The organism is Nocardiopsis sp. LDBS0036, from assembly GCF_041228755.1.
In the GTDB taxonomy this organism is placed as follows: Bacteria; Actinomycetota; Actinomycetes; order Streptosporangiales; family Streptosporangiaceae; genus Nocardiopsis; species Nocardiopsis dassonvillei.
Genome location: NZ_CP141103.1, coordinates 5630500 through 5649788 on the forward strand (window position 1 = coordinate 5630500; position 19289 = coordinate 5649788).

The following is a 19289-nucleotide window of genomic DNA, read 5'->3' on the forward strand; positions in this document are numbered from 1 at the left end:
GATGCACAAGCCAGCCGACGGCCGCCCCGACGAGCGTGTGGTCCAGGCGCTGCGCGCCTCCGTCAAGGAGAACGAACGCCTGCGCGAGCAGAACCGGCGCCTGGTGGAGGCCGCGACCGAGCCGGTGGCGATCACCGGGATGGCCTGCCGCTACCCCGGCGGCGTCCAGACCCCCGAACAGCTGTGGGACCTGCTGATCGCCGAGCGGGACACCGTCTCGGCCTTCCCCGACGACCGGGGGTGGGATCTGGCGGGGCTGTTCGACGACGACCCCGACCGGCCCGGCCGCAGCTACGTGCGTGCCGCCTCCTTCCTCGACGACCCGGCCGGGTTCGACGCCGCCTTCTTCGGGATCTCCCCCAAGGAGGCCCAGGCCATGGAGCCCCAGCAGCGCCTGCTGCTGGAGTGCGCCTGGGAGGCCGTCGAGCGCGCCGGAACCGACCCCACCACGCTGCGCGGCACCCGCACCGGCGTGTTCGCCGGGGTGGTCGCCGTCCCCTACGGGCCGCGCGCGGTGGACGCCACGGACGGCAGCGAGGGCCACCTGATCACGGGCACCGCCCCCAGCGTCGCCGCGGGCCGCGTCTCCTACACCCTGGGGCTGGAGGGCCCGGCGGTCAGCTTCGACACCGCCTGCTCCTCCTCCCTGACCGCGCTGCACGCCGCCGTGGAGTCCCTGCGCCGCGGCGAGTGCGAGCGCGCCCTGGTCGGCGGGGTCAGCGTGGTCACCGACCCGGCCGTGTTCGCCGGGCTCAGCGGCCAGCGCGCGCTCTCGCCCGACGGCCGCAGCAAGGCCTTCGACGCCGCGGCCGACGGCACCGGCTGGAGCGAGGGCTGCGGAGTGCTCGTGGTGGAACGCCTCTCCGACGCCCGCCGCCACGGCCGCCCCGTCCTGGCCCTGGTGCGCGGCGTGGCCGTCAACCAGGACGGTGCCAGCAGCGGGCTCACCGCGCCCAACGGATCGGCCCAGCGCAGGGTCATCACACGGGCGCTGGAGGCCGCCGGGGTCACCGCCGACCAGGTCGACGCGGTGGAGGCGCACGGCACCGGCACCGCCCTGGGCGACCCCATCGAGGCCGAGGCCCTCATCGCCACCTACGGCAGGGCGCACACACCCGAGGCCCCGCTCCACCTGGGCTCACTCAAGTCCAACATCGGCCACACCGTCGCCGCCGCCGGGGTCTCCGGCGTCATCAAGACGGTGCTGGCGCTGCGCAACGAGACGCTGCCGCGCACCCTGCACCTGACCGAGCCCACCCCCCGAGTGAACTGGTCGGCCGGGACCGTCGTCCCGCTCACGGAGGCCCGGCCCTGGCCGCGCAGGGAGGACCGCCCCCGCCGGGCCGGAGTGTCGGCCTTCGGTATGAGCGGCACCAACGCCCACGCCGTGCTGGAGGAGGCGCCTGCGGCGGAACCCGCCCCGGCCGCCCCCGCCGACGCGCCCCCCGCCGCCAGCGACCTCGTGCCCTGGCCGGTCTCGGCGCGGGGCGCGGCCGCGCTCGCCGCCCAGGCCGCCCGTCTCGCCGACCACCTCGACGCCCACCCCGACCTCGCTCCCGCCGACGTCGGGCACACCCTGGCCACCGCTCGCGCCGACCTGCCCGACCGCGCGGTGGTCCTGTCCGCCGACACCGACGGCTTCCGCGAGGCCCTGCGCGCCCTGGCCGAGGGTCGCGACACCGCCGCCGTCGTGCGCGGGCGCGTGCGCGAACAGGCCAAGACCGCCCTGGTCTTCCCCGGCCAGGGGTCGCAGTGGATCGGCATGGCCGTGTCCCTGATGGACACCGTCCCCGAGTTCGCCGACCGGATCGACCAGTGCCAGAAGGCGTTCGCGTCCCACCTGGACTGGTCCCTGGCCTCCGTGCTGCGCGGTGAGCCCGGAGCGCCCGGTCTGGAGCGCATCGACGTGGTCCAGCCGGTGCTGTTCGCCGTGATGGTCGCCCTCGCGGACCTGTGGCGCGCCCACGGCCTGCGCCCCTCGGCGGTCGTCGGCCACTCCCAGGGCGAGATCGCCGCCGCCCATGTGGCCGGGGCCCTCAGCCTGGAGGACGCCGCGCGCGTGGTCATCACCCGCAGCCGCCTGCTCACCTCCCTGGTCGGCCGGGGCGCCATGGCCACCCTGGCGCTGTCCGCCGACGAGGCTGCCAAGCGCATCGGGCCCTGGGAGGGGCAGCTCTCGGTGGCCGTCGTCAACGGACCCGGCACCGTGGTCGTGGCCGGGGACAAGCAGGCCGTCGCCGAACTGGTCGGGGACTGCGAGGCCGACGGGATCAAGGTCCGCCGCATCCACGAGGACGTCGCCGGGCACTCGCCGCACGTGGAGGCCCTGCGAGCGGACCTGGTCGCGGCGCTCGCCGGCATCCGTCCCCGGCCCACCAACCTCCCCCTGTACTCCACCGTCACCGGGGAGCGCATCGAGGGCACCGCCCTGGACGCCGAGTACTGGTACCGCAACCTGCGCCGGACCGTGCTGTTCGAGCCCGCGGTCCGCGCCCTGCACGAGGCCGGATTCACCGCGTTCGTGGAGGTCAGCAGCCACCCGGTGACCACCTACGGCATCCAGCAGACCGTGGAGGCCGCGGGCGGCGACGAGTCCGCGGTCCTGCACACCCTGCGCAGGGAGGAGGGCGGCTACGGGCACTTCCTCACCGCCCTGGCCCGGGCCCACGTGAGCGGCGTGGCCGTGGACTGGACGCGCGCCCACGCTCCCCACGCTCCCCGGGCCGTGGAACTGCCCACCTACGCCTTCCAACGCGACCGGTACTGGCTGGTCCCCGGCCGGGCCTCGGACGTGCTCGGCTCCGGTGCGGACCCGGCCGGGCACCCGCTGCTCGGCGCCGCGGTGGACCTGCCCGACGGGGAGGGGCACCTGTTCACCGGCCAGCTGTCCCTGGCCACGGCACCCTGGCTCGCCGACCACGCCGTGGGCAGCACGGTCGTCCTGCCCGGCGCCGCCCACCTGGACCTGGTCCTGCACGCCGCCGAGCACGTGGGCCTGCCGAGCGTGGCCGAGCTGACCCTGCTCGCGCCCCTGGCCCTGCGCCCGGGCGCCGACACCCGGCTCCAGGTAGCGGTGTCCGGACCCGACGCCTCCGGGCGGCGCTCCGTCCGGGTGCACGCGCGTCCCGCCGACCGGTCCGACGGGTGGACCCTGCACGCCGAGGGCCTCCTCGAACCCGCCTCCGCACCCGGAACCGCGTCCGCCCAGACCGCCCCGCCACCGGAGGCCGAACCCGTGCCCGTGGACGGCCTGTACGCCGACCTGGCCCGCGACGGCTACGGCTACGGCCCCGCCTTCCAGGGACTGCGCGCGGCCTGGCGCGAGGGCGGACGGGTGTGGGCCGAGGCGCGCCTGCCCGACGGCCACCGCGAGGACGCCGCCGCCTTCGGCGTGCACCCCGCCCTGCTGGACGCCGCCCAGCACGCCATCGCCCTGACCACGCCCGGGGAGAGCGGCCGGGTACGGCTGCCCTTCTCCTGGACGGGCGTGCGCCTGTACGCGTCCGGGGCCGATCACCTGCGGGTGCACGTCAGCCCGGTGGGCCCCGACGAGTACGCGCTGACCATGACCGACACCGACGGCAACCCCGTCCTGACCGCCGAGTCCCTGGCCGTGCGCCCCGTCGACGCCGCGCGTGTGGAGGAGGAGGCCAGGCGGGCCCTGCCCCGGGAGCTGTACGCCCTGGAATGGCCCACCGTGGACCTGGCCGACACCGGGCCGCTCCCGGCCCTGGCCGTCCTGGCTCCCGACACCACCGGACTGACCGAGGCGCTCGCCCGCACCGGTGCCGTCGTGCACCTGGTCACCGGCCTGGAGGAGCTGCGCGAACTGCCCGGGGAGACCGTCGTCCTGGCGCCCTTCGCCGCCGCGGTCCCGGAGGCGGGCACCGCGCGGGTGGAGACCGCCGAGGAGACGCCCGCGGCCTCGGGCGCGGGCGTTCCCGAGGCCGCGGGCGCCAGTCTGCGGCGGGCGCTGGAACTGCTCCAGGAGTGGAGCGCCGACGAGGGCGCGACCGACCACCGCCTCATCGTCGTCACCCGGGGCGCGGTCGCGGTGGCCCCGGAGGAGGACGTCACCGACCTCGTCCACGCCCCGCTGTGGGGTCTGCTGCGCTCCGCGCAGGCCGAACAGCCCGACCGGTTCACCGTCGTGGACCTGGACGGCTCCGACGCCGCTGCCGCCACGCTCACGAGGGCCCTGGCCAGCGGCGAACCGCAGCTCGCGCTGCGCGGTTCCACCGCGCACGCCCCCCGCTTCACCAGGGCGCGCGTCCCGGGGGAGTCCGCCGCCCCCGACCTCGGCGGCGGAACCGTCCTGGTCACCGGCGCCACCGGCGTGCTCGGCTCGGCGGTCGCCCGCCGCCTGGTCGAGCGCCACGGCGCGCGCGACCTGCTGCTGCTCAGCCGCCGGGGCGGCGGCGCGCCCGGCGCGACCGCGCTGGTGGAGGAGCTGACCTCCCTGGGCGCACGAGCCGCGTTCGCGGCGTGCGACGTCTCCGACGCGGACGCCCTGGCCGCCGTCATCGACGCGGTGCCCGAGGAACGGCCCCTGCGGGCGGTGGTGCACGTCGCCGGGGGCATCGACGACGGTGTGCTGGCCACCCTGACCCCCGAGAGCCTCGACGCGGTGATGCGGCCCAAGGCCGACGCCGCCCACCACCTGCACCGGCTGACCGAGCACCTGGACCTGGCGGCGTTCGTGCTCTTCTCCTCGGCCGCGGGCGTCCTGGGCAGCCCGGGCCAGGCCAACTACGCCGCCGCGAACACCTTCCTGGACGCCCTGGCCCACCACCGCCGCTCCCGGGGCATGGCGGCCCAGTCGCTGTCGTGGGGCCTGTGGGAACGGCTGGGCGAGGCCGGTTCGCACCTGGAGGCCGCCGACATCTCACGCCTGCGCCGTCTGGGCATGGCGCGGACCCTGGAGCAGCGGGAGGCCCTGGACCTGCTGAACGCCGCGCTGGCCTGCGGAGCGCCCCACCTGGTTCCGCTGCCGCTGGACCTGGAGGGCGTGCGCGACCGCGCCGCCCGCACCGGTCAGGTGCCGCCGCTGATGCGCGGACTGGTCCGCCAGCCCCGATACCGCGCCTCCAAGGGCGGGGCCGCCGAGGGGGCGGGCGTGTCCGCGGCGCTGGCGGCCAGCACCGGGGAGGAGCGCGAGCGCCTGCTGCTGGAGCTGGTGGGCGCGCTCACCACCGAGGTGCTGGGCCGTCCCGGGGACGAGAGCCCCGACCCCGACCAGGACTTCCTCGAGTTGGGCATGGACTCGCTCACCGCCGTGGAACTGCGCAACGAGCTGCGCGCTGCGACGGGGCTGCGTCTGACCGCGTCGGTGGTGCTGGCGCACTCCACGCCCGCCCGGCTGGCCCGCCACCTGGCCGCAGAACTTCCCGAGCCGGGGAGCGCCGCGCCGACCGCCGTCGCGGACACGGCCGGGGCCGACCCCCTGGAGGGGACCGTGCCGCTGTTCCGCGAGTCGTGCCGCCAGGGGCGGATCGCCGACGGCATCCGCATGGTCCAGGCGGCCTCCCGCCTGCGCCCGGAGTTCACCGGTCCGGAGGACTTCGGCGCGCTGCCGCGCCCGGTCACGGTGGCCCGGGGACCGGTGCTCCCGCGCATGGTCTGCCTGCCGTCGCTGGTCATGGTGTCGGGCGTTCAGGAGTACGCGCGCTTCGGCGCGGCCCTCCAGGGGCTGCGCGAGGTCGTGGTCCTGCCCCAGCCCGGCTTCACCCCGGGGGACCCGCTGCCCCGGACCCTGGAGGCGGCCCTGGCCGTGCAGGCCCGGGCCGTGCGCGAGGTGGTCGGCGACGAACCCTACGTGCTGGTCAGCCGCTCCTCCGGCGGGTGGGTGACACACAGCGTCGCCACCCTCATGGAAGCCGGGGGGCACGCGCCCGGGGCGGTGGTCCTGATGGACACGCCCATGCCCGAGGAGCCCACCGCCTTCCCGATCATCCAGGCCGGAGTGCTGGAGCGCGAGACCCGGTTCGGGCTGATGGACGGCACCCGGGTCACCGCCATGGGACGCTACATCGGACTGTGCGCGGACTGGGAGCCCGCGCCCACCGCTGTGCCGACCCTGGCCGTGCGCCCCGGACAGCAGATGCTCGACGCCTCGGGGACGCCGATCGGCGGCCGGGACTGGCGGTTCGACTGGCCGCTGCCGCACGAGGCCGTCGACGTGGACGGCGACCACATCACCATGCTGGAGGAGCACGGGCCGGACACGGCGCTGACCGTCCACCGCTGGTTGGAGGAGCACGTCCGTTAGCGCGCGGACGGACCCGTGCCCTCCGCCGTGGGGCTTCCTGCGGCGAGATCCGAGAGCCGACTCCGGCGAGGGCACGGGCCAGGGCCCGGGCATCACATCGGGCACGCCTTCGGCCGGTCCGCCGGGCGGCGGCGTACGGACGGGTCCCGGCGCCGCGCCGCCGGGAGGGGCGCACGCTACGGTTTTCCGCCGCGTCCGGGCCCGCGGAACAGAACTGGCCCGCCGGGCGTTGGCCGGTACGTGCCCGCGGCGCCCCTTCGCCCGCCCGCGACCGCGCGCCCACCGCGCGGACCCGGCGGCGAAAACCGGTTGCCGTCCCTCCTACCCTTGACTACTGATGAGCACCACCACGCCCGCGCCCGCCGCGGACACGCTGCGTTCCCGGCTGCGCGACCTCATGCCCTCGGACCGCCACCGGCTCCGTCGGCGTATCGACGGCCTGGCCAAGATCGGCGACGAGCGCCGCCGCGCCTCCGTCGCCGCCCAGATCTCCGGGGACGTCGACGAGGCGCTCCTGCGCGTGAACCTGCGCCGCGAGTCCGTGCCCGAGCTGAGCTACCCCGAGTCCCTGCCGGTCAGCTCCCGGCGCGACGACATCGCCGAGGCCATCCGCGACCACCAGGTCGTCATCGTCGCCGGTGAGACCGGCTCGGGCAAGACCACCCAGCTGCCCAAGATCTGCCTGGAGCTCGGGCGCGGCGTCATGGGCACCATCGGCCACACCCAGCCCCGGCGGCTGGCCGCCCGCACCGTCGCCGAGCGCATCGCCGAGGAGATCGGCACCCCGCTGGGCGAGACGGTCGGCTACAAGGTCCGCTTCACCGACTCCTCCAGCGACAGCACCCTGGTCAAGCTGATGACCGACGGCATCCTGCTCGCCGAGATCCAGCACGACCGCATGCTGCGCCAGTACGACACGCTCATCATCGACGAGGCCCACGAGCGCAGCCTCAACGTCGACTTCCTTCTGGGCTACCTCAAACAGCTGCTGCCCCGGCGCCCCGACCTCAAGGTCGTCATCACCTCGGCCACCATCGACCCCGAGCGCTTCTCCCGCCACTTCGACGACGCCCCCATCGTCGAGGTCTCCGGGCGCACCTACCCGGTCGAGGTCCGCTACCGGCCCATCTCCGAGGAGATCCTCGACCCCGAGGAGAAGAACCCGGGCGGCGGCACCGACCGCGACCAGACCCAGGCCATCCTGGACGCCGTGGACGAGCTCGGCCGCGAGGCCCCCGGCGACGTGCTGGTCTTCCTCAGCGGCGAGCGCGAGATCCGCGACACCGCCGAGGCCCTGGAGAAGAGGAAGCTCCCGGGAACCGAGGTCCTGCCGCTCTACGCGCGCCTGTCCACGAGCGAGCAGAGACGCGTGTGGTCCTCGCACAGCGGACGGCGCATCGTCCTGGCCACCAACGTCGCCGAGACCTCCCTGACCGTCCCCGGCATCAAGTACGTCATCGACCCCGGCACCGCGCGCATCTCCCGCTACTCCCACCGCACCAAGGTGCAGCGCCTGCCCATCGAGGCGGTCTCCCAGGCCTCCGCCAACCAGCGCAAGGGCCGTTGCGGCCGCGTCTCGGAGGGCATCTGCATCCGGCTGTACTCGGAGGAGGACTTCCTCTCCCGCCCCGAGTACACCGACCCCGAGATCCTGCGCACCAACCTGGCCTCGGTCATCCTCCAGATGGCCGCCCTGGGGCTGGGCGACGTCGCGGCCTTCCCGTTCGTGGACGGCCCCGACCACCGCCAGATCAAGGACGGCGTCAACCTCCTCAACGAGCTGGGCGCCCTGCACCCCGACGAGTCCGGGGGCAAACGCAGGCTCACCCCGATGGGCCGCCGCCTGGCCCAGCTGCCCATCGACCCCCGCCTGGGCCGGATGGTCCTGGAGGCCGAGGAGCGCGACTGCCTGGGCGAGGTCCTGGTCATCACCGCGGCCCTGTCCATCCAGGACCCGCGCGAGCGGCCCGCGGACAAGCAGCAGCAGGCCCAGCAGGCGCACGCCAGGTTCACCGACAAGGAGTCGGACTTCCTGGCCTACCTCAACCTGTGGAACCACCTGCGCGAGAAGCAGCGGGAGCTGTCGGGCAACCAGTTCCGCAGGTTGTGCCGCGATGAGTACCTCAACTACCTGCGCGTACGCGAGTGGCAGGACATCCACGGCCAGCTCAGGCAGGTCCTGCGCTCCATGGGAGTGGAGGTGCCGCACCCCCGCGAGGAGGCCGCCGACCCCCGCGGCGTGCACATGTCCCTGCTGGCCGGACTCCTGTCGCACGTGGGCCTCAAGGACCCCGAGAAGCACGAGTACCTGGGCGGACGGGGCGCCCGCTTCGCCGTCTTCCCCGGTTCGGCGCTGTTCAAGAAGCAGCCCCGCTACGTGATGGCCGCCGAACTGGTGGAGACCTCCAAGCTCTGGGGCCGCATGGTGGCCCGGATCGAACCCGAGTGGGCCGAGGAGCTGGCCGGGGACATCGTCAAGCGCAGCTACAGCGAGCCGCACTGGGAGCGCAAGCGCGGCGCCGTCATGGCCTTCGAGCGCGTCACCCTCTACGGCGTGCCCATCGTCGTGCAGCGCAAGGTCTCCTACGGAAGGATCGACCCCGAACTGTCCCGGGAGCTGTTCATCCGCCGCGCCCTGGTCGAGGGCGACTGGGAGACCCGCCACCACTTCTTCCACGACAACCGCAAGCTCCTGGACGAGGTGGAGGACCTCGAACACCGCGCCCGGCGCCGCGACATCGTCGTGGACGACGAGACGCTGTTCCAGTTCTACGACGCCCGCCTGCCGGACTCGGTGGTCTCGGCCGCGCACTTCGACTCCTGGTGGAAGAAGGCCCGCCGCACCGAGCCCGAGCTGCTGGACTTCACCCGCGAGGAACTCATCAACGAGGGCGCGGGGGCGATCAGCGAGGACGACTACCCGGACGTGTGGCGCCAGGGCGAGTTCACCTTCCCGCTCAGCTACCAGTTCGAGCCGGGCAGCGACTCCGACGGCGTCACCGCGCGCGTCCCGGTGAAGTTCCTCAACCAGGTGGAGGACACCGGGTTCGACTGGCAGATCCCGGGTCTGCGCGACGAGCTGGTGACCGCGCTCATCCGCTCGCTGCCCAAGCCGCTGCGCCGCAACTTCGTCCCCGTCCCGGACAACGCCGCCCGCGCCCTGGCCGGGCTGGTCCCCTACGAGGGGCCGCTCACGGCGGCGCTGGCCGCCGAGCTGACCCGGATGGCGGGGGAGCGGATCGCCCCCGGCGACTTCCAGCTGGACCGGGTGCCCGACCACCTGCGCATCACCTTCCGGGCCGTGGACGACCGGGGCCGGACCCTGGCCGAGTCCAAGGACCTGGAGAAGCTGCGCGCCAAGCTCAAACCGCGCCTGCGCGAGGCCATCTCGGCCGAGGCTAAGGGCGTGGAGAAGAAGGGCCTGACCTCCTGGGACTTCGGCCCGCTGGAGCAGACCCTGGAGCGCAAGGCGCTGGGGCCCAAGGTCAAGGGCTACCCGGCGCTCGTGGACGAGGGCGACAGCGTCGCGATCCGCATCTTCGACACCCGTCCCGAACAGCGCGCCGCGATGTGGGCGGGCACCCGCCGACTGCTGCTGCTCACCGTGCCGTCCGTGGCGAACGTGGTGAGCAAGGGGCTCAACAACCCCGACAAGCTGGCCCTGGCCGACAACCCGCACGGTTCGATCCGCAGGATGCTCGACGACGCCGAGGCGGCCGCGGTCGACCACCTGCTCGCCCGCGAGGGCGGGCCGGTGTGGAACGGCGAGGACTTCGCCAAGCTCGCCGACCGGGTGCGCGCCGACCTCGGCGACACCCTGGCCGAGATCCTGGACAGGTCCGCGCGCGTCCTGGTGCTGTGGCGCAAGGTGTCCAAGAAGGTCAAGGGGACCACGTCCCTGGCGGTGCTGCCCTCGCTCAACGACGTGCAGGGCCAGCTCGGCGACCTGGTGGGCGAGGGGTTCGTGACCCGCACCGGCCTGGCCCGCCTGGACGACCTGCACCGCTACCTGCGCGGGGTGGAGTACCGACTGAACAAGCTGCCGGAGAACCCGCGCCGCGACCAGGTGAACATGTCCAAGGTGGAGCAGATGCGCCAGGCCGTGGCCAAGCTGCGCGGGAGCCTGCCGCCCGGCCGCGCGGCCGACCCGGACGTGGCGGAGCTGCGCTGGATGCTGGAGGAGTACCGGGTGAGCCTGTTCGCGCAGGAGCTGCGCACGGCCTACCCGGTCTCGGACAAGCGCATCCTGAAGGCGGTCGAGGCCGTCAAGGCCGCCGAACGCAAGTAGGGGTCGCGGCCGTCGGGGCGTCCCGGCGGCCTACTGCGAAAGAGCCCTGCCCGGTTGACCGGGCAGGGCTCATCGTCATTCGAGCGTCTTGGCGATGTCGCTCATCTTGCGGTACAGGCGCATGCTCCCGGGGATTCCGCGGAACCCGTGTTTCTCGTAGAAGGTGTGCGCGTCCTCGTCCAGGGCGTCGACCACGAGGAACCGGACCGCGAAGACCTGGTTGCCCGCCAGCGCCCGTTCGAAGGCGTCCACCAGCAGAACCGGGCCGAGACCCTGTCCCTGGTAGCGGGTGTGCAGTGCGAGCCGCGCCAGCAGCACCGCGGGAATCCTGTGCATGCTGCCCCGCGCCAGGGTTTTGGGCAGCTCCTCCCTCTCCAGGCTCATGGAGGTGAAGGAGTAGTAGGCCGCCACCTCCGTGCTGCCCTCCTCGCACCAGACGAAGGTGGCGGCGGTGTTGTTGGCCCGGGCGTGCAGCGCGCTTCTGCGCAGCCAGGAGTCCAGTTCCTCCTTCCCGCAGGAGAAGGAGTCGGTCCGGTGCGCCCGCTGGAGGGGCTGGCAGACGAACACGTTCGGATTACCTCTTCACGATGGAACGGTGCTTGCGCACCGCGGAGGCCAGTTCCTCGATCGGCTGCGCGGGTTCCTCCAGGGACTCGACCATGGCGTCGAAGAACGCTGCGGGGACCGTCGTGGTCTGCTCGCGTTCCACGATCTCCTCGGCCGCCTCCCGGGCTACCCGGACAACGAACTTGGAAGTGGACTCGTGGCTGATACGGGCCGCCTCGAGGAGCAGGTCCTTGTCCTCGGGCGTAAGGCGGACTTCGATGCGTTCTGTGGCGGTGCTCATACGATGGGTTCCTCTGGGGTGGGCGACCTTCCGCCCAGTTGCTGTCACAGCCAGGCGGGAGTGTAACCAATTGTACGGTACTTGTACGTAACTCTCCATCGGGAAGTGGTGTTCCATGGAGTAGGCGCACCATCGCGTTCTGTTCAGGTGGCGGGCCGGAGGCAGGTTCTGCACCGTTTGGGGCAGTCTTGCGCCGGGCTGGGAAAGTACTTCGGGACACCGGGCTCGCCGGGTCCGCTCTCATAGCTGAGGATCAGGGCCTGTAGCATGCGCCGTGTGCCTCAGTGGTGTAGACCACTGTCGGGCGGACATCACAGGCGCGAGGGAAGCGAGGCCCCCGGTGGGCGAATCGGCGGACAGCTCGGTGGACGGCAAGCGGCTCCTGCTGGTGGGCACCTACACCCCCGACTCCGACCCTCCCGGGGAGGGAGAGGGGATCTACCGCGTCTGGTTCGACCCCATGACCGGCGAGATGACCCACGGCGGCGCCGCCGCCCGTACCCCGGGCCCCTCCTTCCTCGCCTTCCGCGAGGACCCGCCCACGGTCTACGCGGTCAACGAGCGCGAGAAGGGCACCGTCACCGCCTTCCGGATCGACGGCGCAGCCGGGCTCACCGAACTTGGCCAGTCCCCGACCGGCGGCGGGTCGCCCTGCCACGTGCTCGCGCGCGGCTCCGAACTGGCGGTGACCAACTACGCCAACGGCGTGGCCACGCTGTACGCCCTGGCCGAGGACGGCTCCCTCGACGGAACGGCGGCGGAGTTCGCGCACTCCGGAAGCGGCCCGGTCACCGACCGCCAGGAGGGGCCGCACGCGCACAGCACCGCCGCCCCCGACGACCATCACCTGCTGGTGGCCGACCTGGGCACCGACGAGCTGCGCGTCCTGCGCGGCGGCGAGGAGGTCGGCGCCGTCTCCCTGCCCCCGGGCACCGGCCCCCGGCACACGGCCGTCCTCGGCGAGTACCTCTACGTAGCGGGTGAGCTGGACTCGCGCGTGCACGTCCTGCGATGGAACCCCGACGAAGGCACCGCCGAGCACCTGGGCTCCGTCGAGGCCACCGGAGAGGAGGCCGCAGGCGAGAACTTCCCCGCCGAGATCCTCAGCAACGGCGACCACGTGTACGTGTCCAACCGGGGCGCGGACACGATCGCCACCTTCGCCGTCCGCGACGGCGGCGCCCGTCTGGAGCACGTCGCCGACACCCCGGCCGGAGGGCCGTGGCCGCGCAACTTCACCGTCGTGCGCGGCCACCGCGAGGAACCCGACCACCTGGTCGTGGCCGCCCAGAACGGCGGCTCGCTGGCCTCGCTTCTCCTGGACCCCGGCACGGGCGTCCCGGCCGACACCGGCCACCGGCTGCGCCTGCCCGTCCCCGTGTGCGTGCTCCCGGTCCCGATCACCCGCATCCGCCGCGCCGGGGGAACCCGGGGCTGACACCGCGTCCCCCGCGACGTGAGCGGGACGCCGCGCCCGCTCCCTCGCGTTGGCCGTGGCCCGGGAACACCCCTTCCCGGGCCGCGGCCGTCACCGCCTTCCACCGGCCGTGGTGTCCGCCCGTCCCCGGGAGACACACGGCCGGGGTTTCAACAGCAGCACCAGCTCCGTGTGCCGTCGCCGCGCCTGAGTCGGAACCGCCTCCACCGGCCTGCCCGGCTGTGTCCTCTCGATCTCCGCCGCCAGCTCCTGGGCGGTGTCACCGCTCAGCATCACCATGCGGCCGGTGTGCGCCGCCCAGTACTGGCCGGTCGCGTTGCCGTGCCACACCGTCCACCCCCGCTTGCGGTAGGTGGCGCGTAGGCGCCCCACCTCCTGGGGGACGGAGGCCTCCACGGTCTCCAGGGTCATGACCGCGCCCATCCTGCACCGCCTTCCAGAACCCGTAGTGCCTTCCGCAGCTCCCCGGCGCCCGCGCACACGACCAGTCCGGGCACGTTCCATCGCAGTTCGAAGAACATCCCAGGTCCGCGCGGGGATTGGAAGCTCCCCCACCGAGAGGCGGAAGCGTTCGCCAGAAGCGGGCCGTGCCCGCTCCCGGAGCGGCTGCCGGGGGTGACGCACCGGAGGGGGCGGCCCCTATCCGCCGATGGGGAACCGTTGACGTTTTCCCCTCGGTCCCGCCGTGCCTTCCCACTTACGGACCACGGCATAGTCACAATGTGTGCATTATTGATAACGCAAAGCTTACGCGCCGGTCGGTCCCGAGGAGGACCGGCCGGACCTTCCTGGTCACAGCCGCCACCCTGGCCCTGGCGGCGGGCGCCCTGTCGACCGCCCCGGGGTTCCGGGGCTGGTGGGCCCCGGCCCCCGCCTCCGCTGCCGTCACGGTCAACCCCGTCGCCCCCGCACTCGGGTTCAACGCCATCTCCGAGGGCGACACCTACCTGGCCGGGACCGAGTCCGAGGGTCCGATCGCGGTCGGCGGCGACCTGTCCTTCGGCCGCGACTACCGGGTGCGGATCCACAACGACGGCACCTTCACCGACACGGGGGAGAGCAACCCCGTGGCGCTGCTGGTCCAGGGCGAGGTGGACTTCGAGGACAGCGATCCGCAGGGTGTGCTCAGCATCCCCACGGGCGCCTACGTCAAGATCGGCGACCTCGACGACGCCGACGTCTACACCACCGACCTCAACAACGCCTCGGCCAACACCCGGATCGTCCCCCAGGGCGCCGGTTACGAGGGCTATCCGCGGGTCCAGCTCAGCACCATGCAGCCCGCCGACTCCGTGGGACCGGCGCCGGACCTGATCGACTTCGAGGAGGCCTTCTCCGCCTTCCGCTCCTACTCGTCCGGGTTCGCGCTCTGCTCCACCACGGCCACGCTGACCACCCCCAACGGCGACCCGATCGACCCGGACGCCATCCCCGAGGGCGCGGACCTGCACGTCAGCCTCACCCCCGGAGAGCAGAACGTCCTCAACCTCACCGCCGAGGAACTGAACTCGCTCTCCCAGCTGACCTTCGACGACCCGCCGAGCCAGGACACCCCGCTGATCATCAACGTCGACACCTCGGGCGTCGGCGGCGACTTCACGTGGGAGGGCCCCACCGGCGCCGGGTTGAGCTCCTCCACGGCCCCCTACACCCTGTGGAACTTCTCCGACGCCCGGACGGTCACCATCCCCGTGGGCACCGACAGCATCGAGGGCACCGTCTACGCCCCGAACGCCGCGGTCAACCACTACTCCTCGGCCAACATCGAGGGAACGGTGGTCGCCCGCGAGTTCACCCAGGACGTGGGCGGCCCGCGTGAGAGCCAGCGTGACACACGCGTCGTCCGGCCCTTCGAACTGCACTACCACCCGTTCGACGCCGAGCTGACCACGTGTGACGCCGGTCCGTCGCCGGACCCGGACGAGCCCACGGACCCGGATGAGCCCACGGATCCGGACGAGCCCACGGATCCGGACGAGCCCACGGACCCGGACGAGCCCACCGACCCCGACGAGCCCGGGGACCCGGACGAGCCCGGCCGTCCGGACGAGACGGACGACCCCGACGACCCGGCCCCGGGCTACCGGTAGGGGACACCGGCCGCCCGGGCCCTACCCCTCCGGGGAGGCCGCGCGGGTCCGCGGGGCGGGGTGAACCCCGCCCTGTGACCCGCGTCTCAGGCGACCCCCTACAACCCCGGGGCCCGCAGAACTGTGCGCCCCGGCCTTCGTCCTGGTCACCGCCATAACGGACAATGGGCAAAGATCCGCCTCCGCGACCTCCCGAGGGAACCGCCCATGCCCACGACCAGGACCAACATCCGCCACAGGGGCCTGACCGCCCGCGACCTCGCGCTCATCGCCGTGTTCGCCGGGCTCATCGCCGCCCTCAGCGTCACGGTCGCCATCCCGCTGCCGTTCTCGCCGGTGCCCATCACCCTCCAGACCCTGGGCATCATGCTCGCCCCCAGCCTCCTGGGCTGGAAGCGCGGCCCCCTCGCCGTGGCGGCCTTCATCGTGCTCGGCCTGGCCGGGCTCCCGCTCTTCGCGGGCGGCATGGGCGGCGTCGGCGTCCTGGCCCGGCCCTCGGCCGGGTTCATCGTCAGCTGGGTCTTCGCCGCCCTGGTCATCGGCCTGCTCACCGACCTCATGGTCCGCGGCTCCCGGGGGCGCTACCGGTTCTGGGCGGGCCTGGGGATCAACGTCGTCGGCGGCATCCTCGTCATCTACGCCATCGGCGTCCCCTGGATGGCCGTCGTCATGGGCGACGGGGTCCTGGCCGCCGCCTACTCCATGGTGGCCTTCCTGCCGGGCGACCTGGTCAAGGCCGTGGTCACCGCGCTCATCGCCAGCGCCGTCTACCGCGCCTACCCCATCCCGCCCGCGGGCCGCCCCGTCGTGGAGGCCGGTACCGGCCGCGGGGAATCCTGATGCTGCGCCTGGAGGGCGTCTCCCACTCCTACGACGACCGCGCCGTGCTGCGCGACGTCACCCTCGACCTCGCCGAGCACCGCATCGGCGTGATCGGGGCGAACGGATCGGGCAAGTCCACGCTCGCCCGCACCCTCAACGGCCTCGTCGTCCCCGACGAGGGCCGTGTGACGCTGGGGGAGTGGGACACCCGGCGCCACGCCAAGCAGATCCGGCGCAGGGTCGGCTTCGTCTTCTCCGACGCCGCCAACCAGATCATCATGCCCACCGTCGCCGAGGACGTGGAGATCGGCCTGCGCTCCCTGCGTCTGGGCCGCGAGGAGACCGCCCGCCGGGTGGAGGCGGCCCTGGTCCGCTACGGGCTCGACGGCCACCGCGACCACCCCGGCCACCTGCTCTCGGGCGGGCAGAAGCAGCTCCTGGCCCTGGCCTCGGTACTGGTCACCGAGCCCGAGGTGCTGGTCTGCGACGAGCCCACCACCCTGCTCGACCTGCGCAACACCCGCATGGTGCACCGGACCCTGGACGGCCTGGACCAGCAGGTCGTCCTGTTCACCCACGACCTCGACCTCCTCGACGGCTTCGACCGGGTCCTGGTCATGGACGCGGGCCGGGTGGTCTTCGACGGTGTTCCCGGCGACGCCGTGCCCCACTACACCAAGCTCATGGACGAGCGGTGAGCGCGGTCGGCCTCTACGTCCCCGGCGCCGGGTTCCTGTACCGGGTCCCGGCCGGGGCCAAGCTCCTCGCGCTGCTGCTGGTCGGCGTCGGCCTCGTCGTCTGGGGCGGTCCCCGGGTCGCCGTCGGCGCCCTGGCCGCCGCGCTCGCCGTGTACCCGCTGGCCGGTCTCCCGCTGGGGCGGGCCTGGTCGGCGCTGCGCGCGCTGTCGCCGTTCCTGCTGGCCATCGGCCTGTTCCAGGTCCTGTTCGCGGACTGGCAGACGGCCCTGCGCCTGTGCGCGCAGCTGGCCGCGCTCGTCCTGTTCGCCAACCTCGTCACGCTCACCACCCGCGTGCGCGCGATGCTCGACCTCTTCGAACGCATGGCCCGCCCGCTCAGGCACGTCGGCGCCAACCCCGACCGCGTCGCCCTCGTCCTGGCGCTCACCGTCCGCTCCATCCCGATGGCCGCCTCCGCCTGGCAGGCCGCACGCGAGGCCTACCGCGCGCGGGGCCTGTCCGGCCGCCCCCACCTGCTCGTGGTCCCGGTCATCGTCCAACTGCTGCGGATGGCCGACGCGACGGGGGAGGCCCTGGTGGCCCGGGGTATCGACGAGGACACCCACCGCTGAGGATTCGCCCGCGGAAGCGGACGAAAAGAAGGGCCCGGGTACCGATTCGGTATCGAGATGTTCGTATTCGCGACATTTCATTGAATAATGGCGGTACTTCAGCCCATCCGCGTGTCAGCGAACCGGTGATAGCGTGCCCCGGCATCCCCCCGCCGACACCCGAGCCCGGTCCGTCGCCGTCGTGGCGGCCGTCCTCGCGGTGCTCATGGCCTTCACCCTGCCCGGCGCCACCCCGGCCTCCGGGGCCGTCCCGCCCGGCCCGGACCCCGCTCTGTCCCGGTCGCCGGTCTCCAGGGACGCGTTCCCCCCGGTGCCCTTCGCTCCCGTTGACGCGCCCGCCACCGGAGGGCGGGGCCTCACACCGGTCCAGCGCGAGGAACTCACCGAGCGCATCGGGGCGATCGGGGAGGAGCACCCGGCCGACTTCGCGGTCGCCGTGCAGGACCTGCGCACCGGCGCCACCTTCAGCCACGGCGCCCACCGGCAGTTCCCCACCGCGAGCGTGGCCAAGCTGACCATCCTCACCATGCTGCTGCTGCGCGCCGAGGAGGAGGGCCGCGACCTCACCGGGGCCGAGCGCGCACAGGTCTCGGCCATGATCCGCCACAGCGACAACGAGGTCACCGACGGCCTGTACTCGCGGATCGGGTTCACCGACGGCTTCGTCGAGGGCGCCCGGACGCTGGGCTTCACCGACACCGACCCCCATCCCCGAGGCAGGTGGGGCGCCACCATGACCACCGCCGCCGACCAGGTGCGGCTGCTGCGCGCCCTGTACTGCGACGGGAGCCCGCTGGCGGAGGAGGACCGGGCCTACGCGCGCGGGCTGATGGAGTCCGTCGCCGCCGAGCAGTCCTGGGGGATCTCGGCCAGCGCGGGCCCCGCCGACACCGTCGGGCTCAAGAACGGGTGGACCCCGCGCGAGGCCAACGGCGGCCTGTGGAACGTCAACAGCGTCGGCTACGTGGCCGGACCCGGGCGCGAGTACCTGATCGCGGTCCTGACCGACGGCAGTCCCGACTACACCGCAGGCGTCACCCTTGTGGAGGAGGTGGCGGCCACGGTCACGGCGGCGATGGAGGAGGCCCGCGCCGCTGGGCCCCCGGACGAGTGACCGCCCCGGGCTCCGGCCCACGTGTGTGCCCCGCCCGGAGGGCTCCGGACGGGGCACAGGCCGGGCCCTTTGCGAACCCGCCTCACCCACGGGGGTCGGTCCGGGCGTCCGAACACGGGACGGGGCGGAGCGCAGGCCCGGAGCGTACTGCCTAGTCCAGCGGACCGCCGGCGACGTAGAGGACCTGGCCCGACACGAACCCGGCCTCCTCACCGGTGAGGAAGGCGACGGCGTTGGCGATGTCCTCGGGCACGCCCACCCGGCGCACCGGGATCTCGGCCTCCTTGAAGGCCTTCATGTCCTCGTACTTGACGCCGATGCGCTCCGCGGTCGCCCTGGTCATGGCGGTCTCGATGAAGCCGGGCGCGACCGCGTTGCAGGTCACGCCGAACTTGCCCAGCTCGATCGCCAGGGTCTTGGTGAACCCCTGGAGTCCGGCCTTGGCCGCCGAGTAGTTGGCCTGGCCCCGGTTCCCCAGCGCGGAGGAGCTGGACAGGTTGACGATCCGGCCCCAACCGCCCGCGGTCATGTGGGCCTGGGCGGCCCTGCTCATCAGGAACGAGCCCCGCAGGTGCACGTTCATCACGGTGTCCCAGTCCTCCACGGACATCTTGAACAGCAGGTTGTCGCGCAGGACGCCCGCGTTGTTCACCAGGATCGCGGGCGGGCCCAGGCGCTCGGCCACGGTGTCGACGGCGGCGGTCACCTGGTCGGGGTCGGACACGTCGCAGCCCACGGCCAGGGCGGTGCCGCCCGCGGCCGTGACGCGGTCGACGACCTCCCGGGCGTCGGACTCCCTCAGGTCCAGCACGGCGACGGACCGGCCCTCGCGCGCCAGGCGCTCAGCGACGGCGGCACCGATCCCACGGGCCGCACCGGTCACGATGGCCACACGGGGCGTTGGTGACATGGGATTACCTCCAAGAGTTCGCGTGGTGGGCGCGAGGAGATCCTATCCACATGCCAACCGGTCGGTAGGTGGACGGGGTGCGCTCGGGACGGGGCCGCCCGCGGGTGGGGAGGTCCGCGGCGACCCGCCTCACGGGTCGGACGAAGTCGTCTCCCCGTTTGCCTGCACATCGTCGGGGCTTGGCCTACGATTGCCTGCAAGAC

12 protein-coding genes are annotated in these 19289 nt (G+C 73.3%); 8 read left to right on the forward strand and 4 right to left on the reverse strand.

Features of this window, described 5'->3' with window-relative positions:
- Position 1 precedes the first annotated feature (1 nt).
- Both UIS43_RS24095 and hrpA read left to right on the forward strand, forming a co-directional pair.
- Entirely contained in the window at positions 2 to 6268 is a 6267-nt protein-coding gene (locus UIS43_RS24095; RefSeq protein WP_370011783.1) for a type I polyketide synthase, read from the forward strand.
- 337 nt (positions 6269 to 6605) lie between these two features.
- Positions 6606 to 10556 (forward strand): ATP-dependent RNA helicase HrpA, encoded by a 3951-nt coding sequence (gene hrpA, locus UIS43_RS24100; RefSeq protein ID WP_370011785.1) that lies wholly within the window; start codon positions 6606 to 6608, stop codon positions 10554 to 10556.
- Between the two features lie 75 nt (positions 10557 to 10631).
- On the opposite strand, the gene UIS43_RS24105 is transcribed toward hrpA, so the two are convergent.
- Positions 10632 to 11123 carry a GNAT family N-acetyltransferase gene (locus UIS43_RS24105; RefSeq protein WP_013151552.1) on the reverse strand — a complete coding sequence of 164 codons (492 nt, stop codon included), beginning with the start codon at positions 11121 to 11123 and terminating at the stop codon, positions 10632 to 10634.
- Positions 11124 to 11130: 7 nt separating this feature from the next.
- On the reverse strand, positions 11131 to 11403 hold the full coding sequence (locus UIS43_RS24110) for a DUF1778 domain-containing protein (RefSeq protein ID WP_013151553.1): 273 nt from the start codon (positions 11401 to 11403) through the stop codon (positions 11131 to 11133).
- Positions 11404 to 11743: 340 nt separating this feature from the next.
- Between UIS43_RS24110 and UIS43_RS24115 the strand changes: the two genes are divergently transcribed.
- On the forward strand, positions 11744 to 12841 hold the full coding sequence (locus UIS43_RS24115; protein WP_013151555.1) for a lactonase family protein: 1098 nt from the start codon (positions 11744 to 11746) through the stop codon (positions 12839 to 12841).
- Positions 12842 to 12931: 90 nt separating this feature from the next.
- On the opposite strand, the gene UIS43_RS24120 is transcribed toward UIS43_RS24115, so the two are convergent.
- Positions 12932 to 13252: a hypothetical protein gene (locus UIS43_RS24120; protein ID WP_232051634.1), complete on the reverse strand. Its 321-nt coding sequence runs from the start codon at positions 13250 to 13252 to the stop codon at positions 12932 to 12934.
- A 311-nt stretch (positions 13253 to 13563) separates the two neighbouring features.
- Between UIS43_RS24120 and UIS43_RS24125 the strand changes: the two genes are divergently transcribed.
- The 5 genes from UIS43_RS24125 to UIS43_RS24145 all read left to right on the forward strand — a co-directional run bounded on the left by UIS43_RS24125 (position 13564) and on the right by UIS43_RS24145 (position 18176).
- Positions 13564 to 14931: a collagen-binding domain-containing protein gene (locus UIS43_RS24125; protein WP_370011789.1), complete on the forward strand. Its 1368-nt coding sequence runs from the start codon at positions 13564 to 13566 to the stop codon at positions 14929 to 14931.
- Between the two features lie 207 nt (positions 14932 to 15138).
- Positions 15139 to 15771: a biotin transporter BioY gene (locus UIS43_RS24130; RefSeq protein ID WP_013151558.1), complete on the forward strand. Its 633-nt coding sequence runs from the start codon at positions 15139 to 15141 to the stop codon at positions 15769 to 15771.
- A complete protein-coding gene (locus UIS43_RS24135) occupies positions 15771 to 16451 on the forward strand; it encodes an energy-coupling factor ABC transporter ATP-binding protein (protein ID WP_019606721.1) in 681 nt (226 codons plus the stop codon). The genes UIS43_RS24130 and UIS43_RS24135 overlap by 1 nt, the downstream gene beginning before the upstream one ends.
- Positions 16448 to 17062, forward strand: coding sequence for an energy-coupling factor transporter transmembrane protein EcfT (locus UIS43_RS24140; RefSeq protein WP_013151560.1), 615 nt, complete (start codon positions 16448 to 16450; stop codon positions 17060 to 17062). The genes UIS43_RS24135 and UIS43_RS24140 overlap by 4 nt, the downstream gene beginning before the upstream one ends.
- A gap of 133 nt (positions 17063 to 17195) precedes the next feature.
- On the forward strand, positions 17196 to 18176 hold the full coding sequence (locus UIS43_RS24145; protein ID WP_071621447.1) for a serine hydrolase: 981 nt from the start codon (positions 17196 to 17198) through the stop codon (positions 18174 to 18176).
- A gap of 151 nt (positions 18177 to 18327) precedes the next feature.
- Here UIS43_RS24145 and fabG read toward each other — a convergent pair whose 3' ends face one another.
- Positions 18328 to 19086, reverse strand: a complete 759-nt coding sequence (fabG, locus tag UIS43_RS24150) for a 3-oxoacyl-ACP reductase FabG (RefSeq protein WP_071621448.1) — start codon at positions 19084 to 19086, stop codon at positions 18328 to 18330.
- Positions 19087 to 19289 lie beyond the last annotated feature (203 nt).

Excerpts from the sequence above, each read along its gene's own strand:
- UIS43_RS24095 (WP_370011783.1), top strand. The coding sequence starts at position 2 with ATGCACAAGCCAGCCGACGGCCGCCCCGACGAGCGTGTGGTCCAGGCG.
- hrpA (WP_370011785.1), top strand. The coding sequence starts at position 6,606 with ATGAGCACCACCACGCCCGCGCCCGCCGCGGACACGCTGCGTTCCCGG.
- UIS43_RS24110 (WP_013151553.1), bottom strand. The coding sequence starts at position 11,403 with ATGAGCACCGCCACAGAACGCATCGAAGTCCGCCTTACGCCCGAGGAC.
- UIS43_RS24120 (WP_232051634.1), bottom strand. The coding sequence starts at position 13,252 with ATGACCCTGGAGACCGTGGAGGCCTCCGTCCCCCAGGAGGTGGGGCGC.
- UIS43_RS24130 (WP_013151558.1), top strand. The coding sequence starts at position 15,139 with ATGCCCACGACCAGGACCAACATCCGCCACAGGGGCCTGACCGCCCGC.
- UIS43_RS24135 (WP_019606721.1), top strand. The coding sequence starts at position 15,771 with ATGCTGCGCCTGGAGGGCGTCTCCCACTCCTACGACGACCGCGCCGTG.
- fabG (WP_071621448.1), bottom strand. The coding sequence starts at position 19,086 with ATGTCACCAACGCCCCGTGTGGCCATCGTGACCGGTGCGGCCCGTGGG.